The organism is uncultured Phascolarctobacterium sp., assembly GCF_958349595.1.
Classification (GTDB): domain Bacteria; phylum Bacillota; class Negativicutes; order Acidaminococcales; family Acidaminococcaceae; genus Phascolarctobacterium.
The window spans coordinates 1-16,678 of sequence record NZ_CATWDQ010000004.1; the positions used below are offsets into that span (position 1 = coordinate 1).

The 16,678-nt window shown below is 39.1% G+C and carries 10 protein-coding genes, 2 pseudogenes and 1 riboswitch; of the genes and pseudogenes, 1 reads left to right on the plus strand and 11 read right to left on the minus strand.

The window, feature by feature from the left end:
* The 8 genes and pseudogenes from Q4G98_RS04665 to cobN form a co-directional block, all read right to left on the minus strand.
* The coding region (locus Q4G98_RS04665; protein WP_301961860.1) for a hypothetical protein at positions 1–3,251 on the minus strand (3,251 nt) is incomplete at its 3' end.
* A 210-nt stretch (positions 3,252–3,461) separates the two neighbouring features.
* Positions 3,462–3,628, minus strand: a riboswitch (cobalamin riboswitch).
* A 487-nt stretch (positions 3,629–4,115) separates the two neighbouring features.
* Positions 4,116–4,926: pseudogene (locus Q4G98_RS12370) on the minus strand (ATP-binding protein); the annotation flags it as partial.
* Positions 4,889–5,086: a hypothetical protein gene (locus Q4G98_RS04680; protein ID WP_298565815.1), complete on the minus strand. Its 198-nt coding sequence runs from the start codon at positions 5,084–5,086 to the stop codon at positions 4,889–4,891. The pseudogene Q4G98_RS12370 and the gene Q4G98_RS04680, both read right to left, overlap by 38 nt.
* Before the next feature lie 267 nt (positions 5,087–5,353).
* Positions 5,354–5,521: pseudogene (locus tag Q4G98_RS04685) on the minus strand (transposase); the annotation flags it as partial.
* A 474-nt stretch (positions 5,522–5,995) separates the two neighbouring features.
* Positions 5,996–6,883 carry an ABC transporter substrate-binding protein gene (locus Q4G98_RS04690; protein ID WP_298565812.1) on the minus strand — a complete coding sequence of 296 codons (888 nt, stop codon included), beginning with the start codon at positions 6,881–6,883 and terminating at the stop codon, positions 5,996–5,998.
* 48 nt (positions 6,884–6,931) lie between these two features.
* Entirely contained in the window at positions 6,932–8,716 is a 1,785-nt protein-coding gene (locus Q4G98_RS04695) for a TonB-dependent siderophore receptor (RefSeq protein ID WP_298565809.1), read from the minus strand.
* A gap of 478 nt (positions 8,717–9,194) precedes the next feature.
* On the minus strand, positions 9,195–10,154 hold the full coding sequence (locus tag Q4G98_RS04700; RefSeq protein WP_298565806.1) for an ABC transporter substrate-binding protein: 960 nt from the start codon (positions 10,152–10,154) through the stop codon (positions 9,195–9,197).
* A 54-nt stretch (positions 10,155–10,208) separates the two neighbouring features.
* A complete protein-coding gene (gene cobN, locus Q4G98_RS04705; protein ID WP_301961861.1) occupies positions 10,209–13,628 on the minus strand; it encodes a cobaltochelatase subunit CobN in 3,420 nt (1,139 codons plus the stop codon).
* 561 nt (positions 13,629–14,189) lie between these two features.
* On the opposite strand from cobN, the gene Q4G98_RS04710 reads away from it, so the two are divergent.
* Positions 14,190–15,020: a MerR family transcriptional regulator gene (locus Q4G98_RS04710; RefSeq protein ID WP_177560083.1), complete on the plus strand. Its 831-nt coding sequence runs from the start codon at positions 14,190–14,192 to the stop codon at positions 15,018–15,020.
* A 123-nt stretch (positions 15,021–15,143) separates the two neighbouring features.
* Here the strand turns inward: Q4G98_RS04710 and Q4G98_RS04715 are convergent, their stop codons facing one another.
* The 3 genes from Q4G98_RS04715 to Q4G98_RS04725 are packed head-to-tail and all read right to left on the minus strand — an operon-like array spanning position 15,144 to position 16,642.
* Positions 15,144–15,635 (minus strand): hypothetical protein, encoded by a 492-nt coding sequence (locus Q4G98_RS04715; RefSeq protein ID WP_177560086.1) that lies wholly within the window; start codon positions 15,633–15,635, stop codon positions 15,144–15,146.
* On the minus strand, positions 15,628–15,822 hold the full coding sequence (locus Q4G98_RS04720) for a hypothetical protein (RefSeq protein WP_177560089.1): 195 nt from the start codon (positions 15,820–15,822) through the stop codon (positions 15,628–15,630). Before Q4G98_RS04720 ends, Q4G98_RS04715 begins: the two co-directional genes overlap by 8 nt.
* Positions 15,823–15,826: 4 nt before the next feature.
* Positions 15,827–16,642 (minus strand): 4Fe-4S binding protein, encoded by an 816-nt coding sequence (locus tag Q4G98_RS04725; protein WP_298565799.1) that lies wholly within the window; start codon positions 16,640–16,642, stop codon positions 15,827–15,829.
* Positions 16,643–16,678 lie beyond the last annotated feature (36 nt).

Consider the following 16,678-nt stretch of genomic DNA (forward strand, 5'->3'; position numbering starts at 1 on the left):
GCATCAATATTATAATCGTTGCCGGTAATTGCTGCTCCACTGGTAGTAATACTTACATCTTTATCAAATTTGTAAGTTCCGTCAGCCTGGATCACGCCGGCACCCTTGTATTCCACATCTGCCTGCGCATCACCTGTGATCTGCGTGGTAAATTCAGTTTTATCGCCAGGTTCCGGAGTTTCCCCGCTGCCAGCTTCGTAACTGCCTTTACCTGTATCCTTACTGAAGGTAATATCGCCTGTTGTCAGTGCTGCCGAAGATGCTGTTAAGCCGTCGGCAATTTTTACATAGCCTTTGAGGTTATCTTCACCGGTAGTGTAGTTTTTATAAGTCAGCTTGCCTGCCAAAGCGTTTAACACGCTGTTTACCTGATCTTGATCACTGATCGTGATCCCGCTGTTATCTGTGATCAGGCTTATGCCGCTGCCTTCTGCCGCATGTTTTACAATGGTATCACCAGCCGTATAATCTGTGGAGTTTTCACCACTGTTCTCATGAGCATAGTAAATATTGGTATAACCGCTGTAGTTATTAAAGGTCAGGTTATTGCTGTCTTTCTGGAAGATATTGCCTGCTTTATCCGCATCGCTGCCGCCAACAAAGTTTTCTACCGTACTGCCCTTGAAAGTTGCAGCTACTTTTCCGTAGACTTCATTAGTCCACACCGCCCCATTTTTTACAAACAGATTTACCTTGCCATAGTAGCCGTTACTATTATTGGACTCGGTATAATTGTTAAAAATTACACCATTCAGTTTAGAGTCTGCTGTTGACAGACCAAGATTAATGACACTTTCTTTCGCTGTATCATTTTTATTGGAAACATTAGTGTTTAATACGCCAAGATTACCAAAAATATTAACTTTGTTATCAGCCGCAGCAGTCTTGTTGACATTCATATTCATATTGACAGTACCACTGGCTGTACCCAAAGCATAAATACCACTAGACCCGGTATCCACTTTTACGGTCCCGCCGCCATTGACATTTATCAATGCATCAGTATGGTCTGCAAATATCCCAGATCCTTTAGCTGCAATATCCACATCACCATTAACAGTAAGTTTACCACTCGTTCCTGATGCAAAATTTGCGCCGGCGTAAAGGCCATAAGCCATACTGGGAACCATGTTGCTTACTACTCCCCAAGGATTAGATTCATCTGCACCCTTGATAGAAACATCACCATTGATCGTAACATCGCTGTTGCCGCGTGCGTCTATGCCATAAACATACATGCTACCAGTAGCATTAACTGCAACATCGGCATCAATAACACCCTTGGCAACTTTGTCAGCAGAAACACTTAAAAATTGGATACCATTATCTTTACCGCTGATATTTAATTGTTTCGCTCTGATAGTCATATTTTGAGTGCCACCGGCAATAACTTTATTATCAGAGGTCAGCGTTAAAACTTTGCCTTCAGCACTGATAGCTATATCGTCAACAGAAGCTATAGCAGAATTACCTGTAACATTAATCGTGCTGTCTTCAGTAAATTTATAACTGCCGTCTGCCTGAATGATTCCCGCTTCGGCATATTCAGTATCAGTTGCCGCATTGCCGGTAATCGCGGAAGTAAACTCTGTTTTACTTATCGGTGGTGTCGGTTTAGTACCGCCGTCAGTATTAGTACCCTTCCCTGTCGAAGCATCAAATACTATCTCGCCTACTGTTGCCGCCACACTTGAAGAAGTCAGACCATCGGCGATCTGTACTTTGCCAGCCAGATTGGTTTCGCCTTCTGTAAACGCTCTATAGGTCAGCTTACCAGCCAACGCGTTTAACACCTTGGCGACCATATCGCTATCACTCATAGTTATACCGCTGTTATCGGTCGAAAGAACGATTCCAGAACCTGCAGACGCATTTTGGATCGTGATATCACCGGCCGTATAATAGCCAGTCTGCGTGCCGTCGTTGGTGTGCTCATATACAACTACCGTATGTCCGCTATAATTATCTATAGCAATCTTAGCTGTATCATTTTGCAGTATATAGCCGGCATTAGCCGCATCATTACCGCCGCTTAAATTATAGACATGGGAAACTCCATCATATTTTCCATAATGGTCAATGCTTGGATCAGGCATATTCTGAACCTGTAAACCATTGGTCTTTGATAAAGATTCATGATTCCACTGCGCACCATTCTGCAGGAACAAATTGATCTCGCCGGCCTGCTTAGAACCGCTGTTGTCAACAACACCGGTCCAAGATGATTTATCGGTCGTCAGTGCCAGATTGATCCGTCCATTCTGATAAAAATAAGGCTCACCACTACCGTTATCATCCTTCATCACAATGATATTGCCCTTGACATTGACGTCATTAGTTCCAGCTTGATCACCGTTCATATTAACATTGATCGTACCGCCATAATTAGCCAAAGCATAATACGTTTCATCAGAACTTTCCGGTGTTTCGATATTGACAGTTCCACCATTTAAATTAATAGTTGCAACATCATAATCATCTATTCCCGATTGAGAATAATATGGATCAACTTTAACAGCCGAACCCGCAACAGCTAAATCAACATTTCCATTAATATCAATAATACTGCCGCCGGCCATTTGCAAATCGATCCCGGCCGGCGCCCAACGGGCACCTTTATAATTCGGAGCGTCAGCGGAAGCACTGCCGCCAGGACCATAGCCACCATGAATATTTTCAGACGTAATACCCCAGGGATTTAGCGGATCGTCGCTGCGCATCGTCAAATCTCCGTTGATTGTCAGATGTGTAAATTCTCTACCTTCGCCTGCCCCCGCTCTTTGAACTGCAATGCCACTTGAAAAACACGACCCACCATGGGAAGTGATATCAACATCGCCATTGATAACAACGATATCACCATCATCAATATTGATACCAGCAGAAACAGAATTACCATAATCTCCACTGGACGCATTGATATATAATGTATTATCGTTCATATTAATAGTTACTTTATCCGCATCCGCACTGCCAAATAATCCTGCTGAAAGTCCAAGACCTGCTTCATTATCTACTGTAAAAGTTGTATTTTCATTAAAATCATATACAATGGTGCCATCATCGGCTTTAGTAACAGCAGCACTTTTCAACCATTGATTGTCATTGATAGTGCCTGTCATTCCCTGCTTATATTCGGCAGCAAAAACACTGGGGACATATAACCCGGCCAGCAACCCGGCAGTTACAGCCACAGCCAGCTTGCTATGCCAACTGCGGGATTTAATTTTTTTACTCCACGATTCTTTCAAACTAAACAACTCCTTCTTTCAATTTTCATCACTTGACCTATAATAAATAATTCAGCCTTTACACACCTCCCAAAAATAAAATGCCTATTCTTCATTTAATTTAGAAGAATAGGCATCCACTATTCAGAATAATTGGATACACTAAAATATAGCTTATATACTTAATATATAAGTTTCTAAATTAAATGTATCCAACTCGTACATCGCAAGTTATAGGATTTTCGAAATAGGTGGCGCCCTGGCTCAGTTCATAACGGTATCATTCCTCTGCGAAAGGACTGCAATGATACCGTTCCCCTTACAGTTGCGGGACAGCTCCGGACTCTAACCGGATTCCCCACTCAGTCTGAAGATACTCTATTTCACCATATTAAATTTTAAGATAACGTCAGCACAAAGTTTTCATACCAAACTTCTTCACGTTTATAACTTTATGCCAAGAAAAATATCATCTCACTAATTTTTGAAGACAAATAATAATTAATTCCAGATATTTTTACTTATTATAACGCAAGTCCCCCCCGAGTCAAGTTTTGTCTTCGAGGAAAGCACGACATTTTTGAGTAACCCGTTCTTAAGATAAAATAAACAGCTGACAGGAACTTAAAAGTTCCTGTCAGCTGTTTATTTTACTGATATTTACTTTAAAATATTTATTGACATCTTGGGCAAATGAAATAATATTTACTATCATTGTTTATGAAAAATTACAATCACAATTATGACGGCAAGCTATATTTAGACAAGTATAGCTTCACAAGACACCCAGACTTATATTTTTATAACTTGTCGGTCAATACTCTTAACATGGCCGCCTGCCTGCGCCCGCGGCGAACAGATGCGAGTCGAACCACATATAATCCTTCACTGCAGCAGCCAGTCCAAAACATTCAGCTGCCTGATGCCATTATGTGATACTGCCGGCACAAAATCCATTGTCAGCAAATATTTAGGATTATGATCTTTAATATCTTCCAGTGGCTTCAGCTCACGTTGCAGCGTCTTTTCATCCAGAACGCTGTACGCTACCTGATAATATTCTTCACCCAAAGCGCTTACTGCAACAAAATCCACTTCAGCATTGTTTACTTTGCCGACGTACACCTGATATCCACGCCGTAACAGCTCCAGATAAACTATATTTTCTAAAATATGTCCCAGATCATTTTTTATTTCCAAGTAAATAATATCGCAAACAGATGTCCGCGATATAATATTTAGCGCCGGTGGTCAGGTATTGTCTGCCTTTGACGTCATATCTGCCGGCTTTATAAATAATAAAGCTTTCTCGCAGCGCGCTGATGTATGTTTCTACTGTTGCCACTGATATTTTACGTCCGGCCGAGGTCAGTGTATTAGCAATTTTAGTTGTAGTAGACAGGTTACCCATATTATCAAAAAGATACTCGATCACACTTTCCAGCATTGCCGGATCGGCGATCCTGGTTCTTGTCAGGATATCTTTGACTAAAATACTGTTATAAAGTCCTTCCAGATAAGTCAAAATCTCTTCGCCCCCTGGCAAAAACAGAGTATATGGAAATGAGCTGTTTTGCAGATAGTTATTGTATTTAATGATCAGATCTGTTCTGTCTGGCAGCGCCGACAGATATTCCCTGAAAGAAAACGGTAGCATTTTAATTTCGATATAACGTCCCGACAGTAATGTTGCCAAGCCAATCAGCATCGCTGGTTCCTTTAAAATCCACATACATTCCTGTCATAATCTGCAGCAAATGTACCAGGAATATACACATACCTGACATCGAACCTGCCGTCACTGCTACAGCAAGCTTTCTATGCCAACTGCGTTTTCCAAAAAAACTTTTACCCATGTAAACACCCTCCATTTTCATTCTCGCTTAATATGAATTCAGGCCTTCATCCGCTAATAAGATTATTCGATTACTGACCACTTTCACGCTTCAACAAATACTTACGATAAATGTTAAACTTCCATAATTTCTCCTTCCTATCATTTGTATACTTTAAAATCCACTATATTGTAGAAAAAACAGGAAACTAGAGCCTTTCGATCGCTCTATCCATTTACACATTACCAGCTTTTTCAAATTCATCGCAGCAAATTTAAGCTTAACCTATTTCGTTACTTGTGTTAAGCCTCGGTAAAGAGTATATCTCATGCCGTGCTTCTCTTTCGCATCCGCAAATACTCTTTCTATTTTCTCTTGTCGTACTTTGTAAAGTTCCGAATATTTCTTTGTCTGTCTAATATCTTCTGCAAGCTCTATATACTCGCTCCAAATATTTTTATATTTCTATCTGTTATTGTCCACCTAAACAGAAAAAGAGCTTTCGGGAAAAAACTCGAAAGCTCTGAACCTTTGATAGTGCGGAGTAGGTGGGATTCGAACCCACGAACGAGCTCCCCCGTCTAACGATTTAGCAAGTATATCAATAATTTTATCGCTTATTCATCGCTTAAATGAAATTCAAATAGATATATTTATGATAAATATTCAAAAATTTCCTCTATTAATAATTTCAAGTCATACTCAAAAACCTAGTATTTAAGCCATATTCCAAGGAGTAATGCGATAAACATAATAATCCATCAAATCTTCCCAAGCCGCGTGTCGCGAGTTCGAGCCTCGTCACCCGCTCCATAAAAAAGTACCGTCAAAGCCCTTGAAAATTAGGCTTTGACGGTTTTTTTGTTTGAAAATTAATTTTTCAGTGTGCCATAATTTAATAATTACTGGAAAATCAAAAAATATATTGCTTCACAAATATTCCGGATAAACTAATTTTGAAATATGGTCTACAGCATCTACAAAATACTGCGTACTAGAACTCATATAGCGGTCTTCTGCTACTAAAACAGCTTTACTTTTTACAGCTTTTATTTGTTGTAACGCTGGATCTTCTAAAATTTCTTTGATCATATTGTTATCCTTACTTGATACAGAACAAATAATTACATCTGGATCTAATTTTATTATTTGCTCCTTTGACAGATGTTCACCTCTTTGCAAATTCAGTAATCCTGCTCCGTTTACAGCATTTGCCTCTTTACAAATATTATCAAAGGATCCATGTTTCCTTCCAAAAGCTCCATTAACAGAATACCCTATAACAATTTTAGGTTTATCAATCTTTTTTAAGCGGCTTCTAACAGATTGTATTTTATTTTCCATTTGTTGCGTAACTATTGCGCCTTTATTTTCCACACCTAAGTTTTTAGCAATATACATAATTCTTTTTTTGATTGCTTCATAACCCTCTGGTATGTCTAATGGAATAACATTAAACCCACAATCCTTTAGAACATCCGCCTGCGTCCTAGTAAAAACAACTGGGATAAGGATAACATCCGGTTTTAAATTTATTATTTCTTCTGTACTAGGTTTTTCTGAAACTTTATTTTTGATTTTATTAGCTTTCTTTGCAACTATTTCATTGCCAGAATTTCTACTACTATCACTTATAGCTACAATTTTTTCAGGTTCAAGTAAATCTAATGCAATTTCTTCAAGTGCAGGAGAGATTGCCAATACTCTACTGTAGCCAGTTTTTTTCTGAAGTAATTTACTTTCTGAATGATCTAAATTGCTTTGAAAAATGATAACAAGAAACAAAATTATAACAGATATAAAAATAAATTTTTTCATATTTAATTATTAGTGTCGACTATTATTAGAACGCCAACACTAATCTCCTCAGAAAGAGTGATTATAAGATAGTGTCCAATTGAAAGGTCTATCTAAATTTTCACTAACATTCAATACATTGTCCCGATCCAACAAATTATATAAATTAAATTTAAAACTGTTATTTTTGTCAGGTGCATATGATATGACCGCATTTAATTTAATATTGTCTTTTAATTTATGTATTTTTCCAGCAACTTTTTTAGTCGCATCTTCTCTATCTCCTGAATAAAACAAATTCATTCCTACCCATAATTTACTATATCTATATTTTGCGCCTGTAGTCAATTGAATCCTAGCAGACTGCTGTTCCCATGTCCCTGAATCTTTTGCTTCTGGATTTTGGTACGTAAATCCAGCATTATATTGCCAATTCTCACTTAAAATTTTATTATATTCAAACTCTACACCAGTATTTCTGAACTTCCCTAAATTAACTTGAATATAAGTATTAGGATCAACTCCTGCAGGAGGAGTAATACCTAATTGATTATATTTACGCCAAGCAAATTTATTATCCATTTGCATATTAAATACAGCAAATTTAGTTGAGCTTGTTTCTGTAATATGCTTTATTCCAGTTTCATAAGTCCACCCCTCCTGTGGTTTTAACGCACTATTCGCTCCAGTTCCAGACCTTGAATATTTAGAATTTACTGCTGGCATTTCAAAAGCTTTGCCAACATTAACATACAAACTTGTTGCATCATTAATTTTATATAGAGTCTGTAACTGTGGCAAATACGCATTATGAGCACCATCGAAACCATTATCTTTTACAAAATGTCCTCTTAGCCCTATAACAGAAGAAAGTCTATCAGTGTATTTATGATCATATGATACATATACACCCAAGCTATCCCTATCAATTGCATGTGAACTATCTGCAATTTCTTTATATTTTTCTTTATTTGCAGTAAAACCAGCCAGTAAACTGCTTTTATCTGATAAATCCCATTTTTTATTATTATCAAAATTGATACTGTATAATACAAAGTTACTGCTATTGCCACTTCTGGCAACAGTTCCATCAGTTTTATATTGTTTCCCATCGACTCTGCGTCTATTAAAAGTTAAATTTGATTTTACTTTATTATTGTTATCATCATATATCAAAGCAACATTATCACGTTTATCATCATAACTATAAGAGGTTTTGGCTAAAGAAGCATCTGGCTTTAAATAATTCATACCCGTATTGTTAGCTTCTGTATGCATATAATTCAAAGTCAAGTCTTTAGAAATACTAACACTTGCAAACAGATTATCCTTGTTGTAAGCTCTTCTATTTGTATCATAGGCATTATCATATTTCATTGATGAATTTTTAAATTCCTTAAAGTACTCTCGCCCAAAGCTTACAATATATTTATCTCCCCGAGAATTAACTTCCCACGCTCTATTAATATTACCACCAGTAATTGCAATGTCATTTCGAACCTTCCCAGCTTTTTTAGTAACAATATTTATAACACCGCCCATAGCTTCGCTGCCATAAAGTACTGAGTTAGATCCTTTTACAACCTCAATTCTTTCAACAGCAGATATTGGAATACCAGCTGTTGAATTATAATTATTTAGATTAATTGGTGCTCCATTTAATAGAATCAATGTTCCTTTATCTAAACCCCTAATATAAGTCCTTCCTGTAGAACTACCGTTATCTCCTTGTCCACCTGTGTAGGAATAACTTTGAATACCTATAGTTTGCTCCAACGCATCAAAAACACTCACAAACCCCTTATTTTCGATATCTTCTGCAGTAATAACGCTAGTAGTTGCCGGAGTTTCCAAATCCCTAGTTTCTGCTCTTTGTGCAGTCACGATCATTGGATCTAGTGTAAATATCTGATCCGGTTCTTCAGCATGTATTGTACTACAGTACCCCCCCAGATGACACTCCCAGTTATCAGTGCTATCATCATAGCACTCTTACTCATACTCTTCTTCAACATACTCAACTTCCTTTCATCTTTTTTATTATTGAAATAAAGTTTTCACTGTACTCATTTCGTACAGACGTACAGCATTTTACTTTATCAACAACCAATAAAACAGTACCTTACCACCAGTAATTGCAAAAAAATTAGTCGTTTCTTGAAGTTACAAATTTAATTTATTGCTTATCCAGTCCATACCATATGTTTCCATTAGTTTAAATATAACTTTATAACGATTAGAGAAACATGATTATGCATTTTGTGGTCAAAACTACTCTATTGCAACTTTCAATAATACATTTATATTTTATTGAACTGATATATGCTTTATCCTATCTTTCGTAGCAAGCTTCATAAATGTCTTTGATACACTCCACCATATATTGAGACGATGACAGCATATGTTTATCTGGAATAACATACAAACTTTCCGTTTGGATCGCTTTGACAGTTTGTAAAGCAGGATCGTTAATAATCTCTTTCTTATATTCTTCTAAATCTATTTTCCCACTGTAATCCCAAGTCGGTAAAAATATAACATCAGGGTTCATCTGCACTACCTGCTCTTTAGGCATAAGCTGTGTTCCCCTAAAGTGCATTTTACCTGCCGTATTGATTACTCCGGCTAGACGGCAAATATCGTCATAATAGCTGTTTTTACCGCCATTGCCGCCACTTACCGAAAACCGATAGACAGTTACCCGTTCACTTTCTGATATTTGGTCTGCCTTCTTCTGGATATCATTTATCACGAAGTTCATGTCAGCAAGTATTTTTCTTGCTTCATCTTCCCGTCTCAGTAATATGCCCAGATCCAATATCATGTCTTTGGTATCTTGCACTGTTTTGGCTAGAGGACATACATAAACAAGTATGCCCATGTTTCTTAAACGATGAACCAGGTCATAGGGCTGAGATTGTGATAATACTACTAAGTCAGGTTCAAGTTCTATGATAGCTTCTTCGTTGATTACAGCCCGCCTCGAAACATTTTTTGCTTTTTCAACAACATTCGAGATCAATGGGTCGTCCGCCCATTTGCTTAAAGCACGAATATTTTCAGGCTCTGCTAAATCGAGAAGTATTTCATCGGAACGCAGCGTCAGAGATACGATTTTCTGCGGTGGTTTAATTCCTTTTATAACATTTCCATTACTATCTTTAAGTCCCAGATAGTTTGTATTTTTACTTACATAAGGTAATGCTATATTTTTTTCATTATCACAGCCGTTCGTAGATATTACTGCCAAAGCCAGAATAATATAACTCAGCACAATTTTTGCTATTTTCATATTCTTGATCAGTCCCAGCATAGCTTTTAGATTGTCACACAAAATATTTTAACTTTAAAGATCACTTTTTTCTTCCAGCTCACCCTCAATCTCAAGGTAGATTTTTTTTAGTGCAGCTTTTGTTTCAGGCAGCGGCGACCACAGCTGGCGTTGTTCTGCTTCTAACAGCTTTTCAGTTATTCTTTGCAGGGCCCATGGATTTACTTCCTGCATCCATTGCCGCATGTCTTCATCCAAAACCAGTTTTCCGGCAAAACCTTCGTACATCCAGTCTTCCATTACCGAGCTGGTAACATCCCAGCCATAGGCATGTGCTACCAATGCCGCCAGATCAGACGCGCCTTTGTAGCCGTGTTTTTTCATTCCTTCCAAATATTTAGGGTTCATGGATTCGCCTCTAAATACCCTGCGAAATTCTTCATCAAGGCTTTTGGTTTCTGTATGGGCTTTGTCGGCGCTATCGCCAATATAGCATTTAGGCATTTTGCCGCGAATACTGCGTACTGCTACGTTCATACCACCACAGTAGGCGTTGAAATCGTCTGAATTGAGTAAATGCACTTCGTGGTTATCCATATTTTTGATAGTAATATCAATATTACTCAAGCGTCTGCGAAACAACTGCGGAACAAAATCACCGTTGTTATTTTTACCATAGGCATGGGCGCCCCATCGTACATAGACGTCGGCTAAGTCAGCAATGTTTTCCCAGTTTTTCTCTTCGATAAGGTGTGCTACACCTGCCCCATAACCACCCGGCGGACAGCCGAAAATGCGATAGGCGGCCTGATTGACAGACTCTTCTGCTGTCAATCCTTCTCTGGTCAAGGCTTCTACATCACTTTGGATATGTTTTTTGACAAAATTTTCTTCTGTTGTTTCATCAAGCCCGGCAACCATTTCGACTGCTTGTTCTAATAATTCTACGGCCGCTGCCATCGAGTCTCTAAATAAACCGCTGATCCGAGCCATGATGTCTATACGCGGGCGCTGCAATTCTGCCAGCGGTATTATTTCTAAATCGATGACCCTTTGACTGCCTCTTTGCCAAACAGGTTTAACGCCGAGCAAATATAAAAATTCGGCAATACATTGCCCGTTGCTGCGCATATTTGAATCAGACCATAAAACGATGCCAATGCTTTCAGGGTATTCGTTTTCTTCACTGATGTAACGGATGATCACCTGGTCAGCCAACAATTTTCCAAGTTCCCAGGCCGCAGGTGTAGGCAGGTTATTGGGATCAACTCCAAAAAAGTTGCGTCCTGTAGGTAAAATATCAGCCCGACCGCTTGTAGGTGCTCCACCGGGGCCCGGTTCGATGTACTCTCCGTTCAAAGCTCTGAGAGTATTCGTTATCTCCTGTCTGGTCAGTGCCAGATTAGGTGCTATAACATCACAAATATATGCCGCTGTAATTTTCAGCTTTTCCTGCTGAGCTTCACTAAGAGACAGCGCTTGAACCGTTTCTATTTCCAAAAGACTATTGAGGCCTTCTTTGCTAAAAACGGCAGCTTGTAGATGCTGTATCACCGCTTTACAGTCATTCCATATTTTTTCTATCAGTGCGGCACCGCTTTGACCGTTTTCCAAGGTTTCGCCGCTGCGTGCTTCCAGCTCATAATAATCAAAACCATAAGCAGCAGCAATAGTCTGCGGCAACGAAGGTATCGAGCCATTTTCAACCCGCGTTAAAACTAAAATAAAGTCCAGCAGTTCTTCACCTTCAGGTGCTTTTCCTAAAATATGCAAGCCGGTCCTGATCTGCATATGTTTAAGCTGCTCCACATAGGCATGAATCTTTAAAATGTAGCTGTCGGCATCAAGTTCATGGCGTGGTATATCTTCGTCCAAATGCATTACAGAAATTTTATTGATAATCTGCTCTTCTGCTATACCAACACTGGCAGGGTGCTCCACTTTGAACTGGGCATATTCGTCCAGCAGTTTTTCCAGTTCAGCCAGATCTTCATAGGTCTCAGCATGGCTGCTTGGCGGGTTAAGGTGCCCTATCAGACAAGCCGACCCACGTCGTTTGGCCTGGATACCTTCCCCTACTATAGTTACATAGTAGGGATAGATATCCGGCAGATCACCTAAAGCCAGATCAGGATAGCATTTGCGGGATAGCCCGGCATTTTTCCCAGGCAGCCATTCCAGAGAACCATGCGTCCCAATATGTATAACAGCGTCTGCCTGCCATGTATTGCGCAGCCAGCCATAAAAAGCCAGATAATAATGCGGCGGAGGACACACCGGCGAATGAATTATTTTGCCAGGATCTTCACCAAAACCACGTGGTGGCTGCATACCTACATAAATATTTCCACTTGCAATCCCCGGAATCATCAGTTTATCATCATAATAAAATACGTTTCCGGGTGCAGGACCCCATTCGCACTCCATTTCAGCTTGTATTGAAGCATCCTGTTGCTTAAACCACTCACAATAGTATTTTTTCGCAACTGACCCAACAGCTTTTTTCAATTTACTTTCTGTCAAAAAACTTCGATCATTAGTAAACCCGGCTGCTAGCATTTCAATCAGCATACGTCCGTCTTGCGGCAACGAACCTGTTTGGTAACCTTCAACCTGCATTTTCCTTAATAACGCTGCCACGCTTGCTGGCGAATCAAGCCCCTGAGCGCTGCCAATACTATCATTAGCAGGAGGATAGTTATGAAAAATAATCGCAACTTTTTTATCCCTATTATTTTTGGCCCTTAAAACAGCCCACTTTTCTGCCTTAGCTACAATTTTTTCTATTCGTTCCTGTATAGGCGCATAAAAAGCGATCCCATAATCATCTGTTTCTTTACTGGAAAGCGGCAATCCATGCAGAACTCCGTCAAATTCTGGTTGTACCACATTACATGAAAGTTCTACAGGATCCATACCTGTAAATGACTCCCACCACTTGTCGTACCCGCGCAACAGATTATAGCCCTGCAAAACAGGCACATTAAGCTTTTTAAAAAAATCTTTTTCGTTTAAGCTGCTTTGTGTCAAACCCACTTTAAAAGTGTTTATTACCGCATCTACAATGCAGCGTCCATCTTTATAAAAATATTGCCGTATTGCTTTAGAAATCCCAGGAGCATTTTGTATTTCATTATCGCTCCATAAGCAGAATATCGGCAGCGCCCTCATCCCATTTGCTTCAATTTCTTTAATCAGCTCCTGCAAATAAACCGTTTCTTGCCATATCCAATTTTCACGCGAAAATAAAATGCCAATAACTGCTTTTTCAACCGCGGAACAATCTCTCCCTGAAAAATTACAAATGCCATGCCACGGCAGCTCTGCAGGCGCATTATATACATGTTTCCCACCGGCAAAACCTGCCTGCAGCCAAAGCCATAATTGTTTATAATTTTCAAGTCCACTGTAAACGATATATTGACGGATAAGTTTCAGCTCAGCTTCCGTAAAGCCGCGCTCTCCATCAGCTTCCAATTCAGTTGTCGAAAACATCGCAAATTTTACATTGCAACGTTGCAAAAAGGCTTTACTTTTTGCACTTAAATCGCTATGGCATATGGATCCCTGCCAGCAAAAAATAATAACAGAAGCAGAAGCAAGTAAATTTTCATAATTTTTATTCCAACATGATTCGCTGCCAAAGAAAATGCTTTTACAACTGCAGTTTAACAGACCATCATTCTTTAAATTTTTTCTGGCTTGTTCCAAACGCTGAAACTGCCTTTCGACGTTAGTAAAAACAACTATTTCTGCCACCCGAGCCACCCTTTCCTAAATACAAAAACCTTCCCGTTCTACGGAAAGGTATAAATGCTGCACCAACAATGCAGCTTAGATTACAGCCTTATCTCTCGCAGGACTTCGTAATCATAACAAGGCAGCTGCTGACTCCAGCTCTTGCTGTTACAGCGACGTGATCGTAGGTTTTGCACCGTTTACTTTTAAGTTAAACACCTTGTTATCAATATAATTATATTTGCTTTTTGATATCTTATGCTATAATAAACCATATACTTGGTATCCAGTCAATAAAGAAATTCCCGGAGGCATACTATGAACATTAATAAAAATGAATTGTTTACCGCAGGCGAATTAGCAGCATTATTTAATATAAGCAAACAAGCCCTTTTATTTTATAACCGCCATAAATTACTGGTCCCTGAATATGTTGCTGAAAACGGCTATCGCTACTATTCATTAAAACAATATTTTCAATTAGAAATAATAGTCAATCTACGTAAGCTGGACTTTTCTATTAACGATATCAAACAATATCTGGAAGAAAAGGGCTTAGAGAACCTCCACACTGCTATCACCGAACAGGATAAAAGATGTGAACTTGAAATACAGCGTTTACAAAATCTGAAAAAGAGTCTGCAGCAAGCCGATAATGTTTTGAGTTCCATAAAATCTATCCAGTCCAGCCAGATTTCTTTGGGATACCAGGAAGAAAAATATCTAATGATCAGCGATGATCTCAACGACGAGATGTCTAGTAAAGACAGATTGATGATCATGATGCAGCATAACAGACGTGCTTATTCAAAAAAAGACTTTAAAAAACGTACAACTGGCTGGATATTAAATAATCAAAAATTCTTAGACGGCAAATATTATTATACTGACAGGTGCTTTACTGAAATAAGTATGCCTTTACAAAGCGAATATTTTCAAGTCAAAACGGCCGGATTATATCTATCTATTAATTTCCCCGGTACTTACTGCAGCAATGCCGAACGTGTCGCCAAACAAATAAAAGACTTAGCCGCCCAGAATCAATTTGAACTCATCGGCGACCTGTATATTTTGCCACTGAAAAATTATTGGCTGGCCTCAACATATCAAGACTATCTCACGCAGGTTTCTATTAAAATACAAAAATAAAATCGTATTCACTAACAAAGACTATTTCTTTTAATATATTTATAAATCCTTCCCATAACAACTTTGAAGTATAATGAAAAAGCCTTGCCGATATTTTCGGCAAGGCTTTTTCAAAAAGTTTTATCAATACTTGGAATTGATAATCTTTAAGTTTATTACGGAATAAAGCTCGTCATTATTCCAAATTTTTATTTGTCCGGTCTGCACATTTTTTCTGTAGATATTTTTTTCCGGCACCGCCACCTCTAAATTTATCGGCACTGTATTTTTACTGCGTTTTACTAAAATATCTTCAGGACTCAGCTTTTTCCAAATGCCTTTTTTGCTCCCCTGCGAAATTATGGCGTCTACACCTTCTGCTTCGCAACGCAGTTTCAGCATATCATCACCAGTGCGGCAACGCAGCGTTACCGTAAAAACATTCGGTTCCAGCCAGTATTTCAGCAGGCCCATATGCCCTATATCTACGCTGCATTCCACATTGTCATTTTTGCTTAGATCAATTCTGTGAAAACTGCGGTCGCCGTCATTCTGCGCTTTGAACAAACCCAGTAAAACCATGATCGTAACAGCAAGTACAGCCAGTGTCAGTTTTTTTATGCTCGCTTTATTCATAACCAGCCCGCCTCTTTGCCGCTATTTTTCTGCTCAGCACCTTGCCGCCTAAAATAATAACCGCCAGCACACCCGGTACGCAGCTTAGCTGGCAGCTGCCGCAGACGCCTGTACAACCGGAAATGCCTGTCGCCGTCGATACCGGTATACCCATGGCTGCTAAAAAAGTTATGCTCCTGTTTTTCATCTTTTTACCTCTCATATCTGATTGCCTGTTCCGGACATTCAGCCATGCAAGCACCACACAGAATACAGTTATGGACGCAGCTGGCAGCCTTGTTATTGTGCATCGTCATCGCTTCCATCGGGCAAGTTTGTACACACTTTTGGCAGCCGATACATTTTTGGCTGTCTATCTTTAACTTATAGACGAACGGCAGGCGGCGACTGAAAGAATACAACAGATTCTGCACAGCACCTACAGGGCACAAAAAATTGCAGAACCCACGGCCGCCCTTAGTAAAGAGTCCAAACAAACCGGCCCATAAAAACAAAGTTAAAATCATACTGGAAGTCAAAGAAATGAAATAACCAAAAATAAAATAGTTAACAAACAAATCAAATAAAAAGAAATTACAGTATGCGCAGGCCAACAGACTATCAAAAAATGGCAATATTACAAACCCGGCCAGCATGCCATAGCGCAGCGGCGCGATCTCGGTATAAGTACGCCAGCTTATTTGCAATTTGGCAGGTATAATTTTACTCAAATATTCGGTAAAAGCTCCCGCTGGGCATAACCTGCCACAAAACACAGGTCCTAAAAACAATGTAACTGCCAATAAAATCACAAGACACGCCAGAAAAGGCACCGACATCGTCAGCAATTTCCCATCGAATAAATGTTCCGTCTGGATGCGCAGGCACAGACTGTGAATAGTCAGTTGCTGCCATGTTCCTGTAAAAATAAAAAATATTATTTTTTGAAATAGCGCAAAGGGAGCATAGAATAAAACAAAACCTAAAACATACCCTAAAAGGCGTTTATATCGAAAACCCATTTTCATCTTCACTTTCATAAAGGGTCAGGACAGGGATGTCCC

Excerpts from the sequence above, each read along its gene's own strand:
- Q4G98_RS04680 (WP_298565815.1), bottom strand. The coding sequence starts at position 5,086 with ATGGGTAAAAGTTTTTTTGGAAAACGCAGTTGGCATAGAAAGCTTGCT.
- Q4G98_RS04690 (WP_298565812.1), bottom strand. The coding sequence starts at position 6,883 with ATGAAAAAATTTATTTTTATATCTGTTATAATTTTGTTTCTTGTTATC.
- Q4G98_RS04700 (WP_298565806.1), bottom strand. The coding sequence starts at position 10,154 with ATGAAAATAGCAAAAATTGTGCTGAGTTATATTATTCTGGCTTTGGCA.
- cobN (WP_301961861.1), bottom strand. The coding sequence starts at position 13,628 with ATGTTTTCGACAACTGAATTGGAAGCTGATGGAGAGCGCGGCTTTACG.
- Q4G98_RS04710 (WP_177560083.1), top strand. The coding sequence starts at position 14,190 with ATGAACATTAATAAAAATGAATTGTTTACCGCAGGCGAATTAGCAGCA.
- Q4G98_RS04715 (WP_177560086.1), bottom strand. The coding sequence starts at position 15,635 with ATGAATAAAGCGAGCATAAAAAAACTGACACTGGCTGTACTTGCTGTT.
- Q4G98_RS04720 (WP_177560089.1), bottom strand. The coding sequence starts at position 15,822 with ATGAAAAACAGGAGCATAACTTTTTTAGCAGCCATGGGTATACCGGTA.
- Q4G98_RS04725 (WP_298565799.1), bottom strand. The coding sequence starts at position 16,642 with ATGAAAATGGGTTTTCGATATAAACGCCTTTTAGGGTATGTTTTAGGT.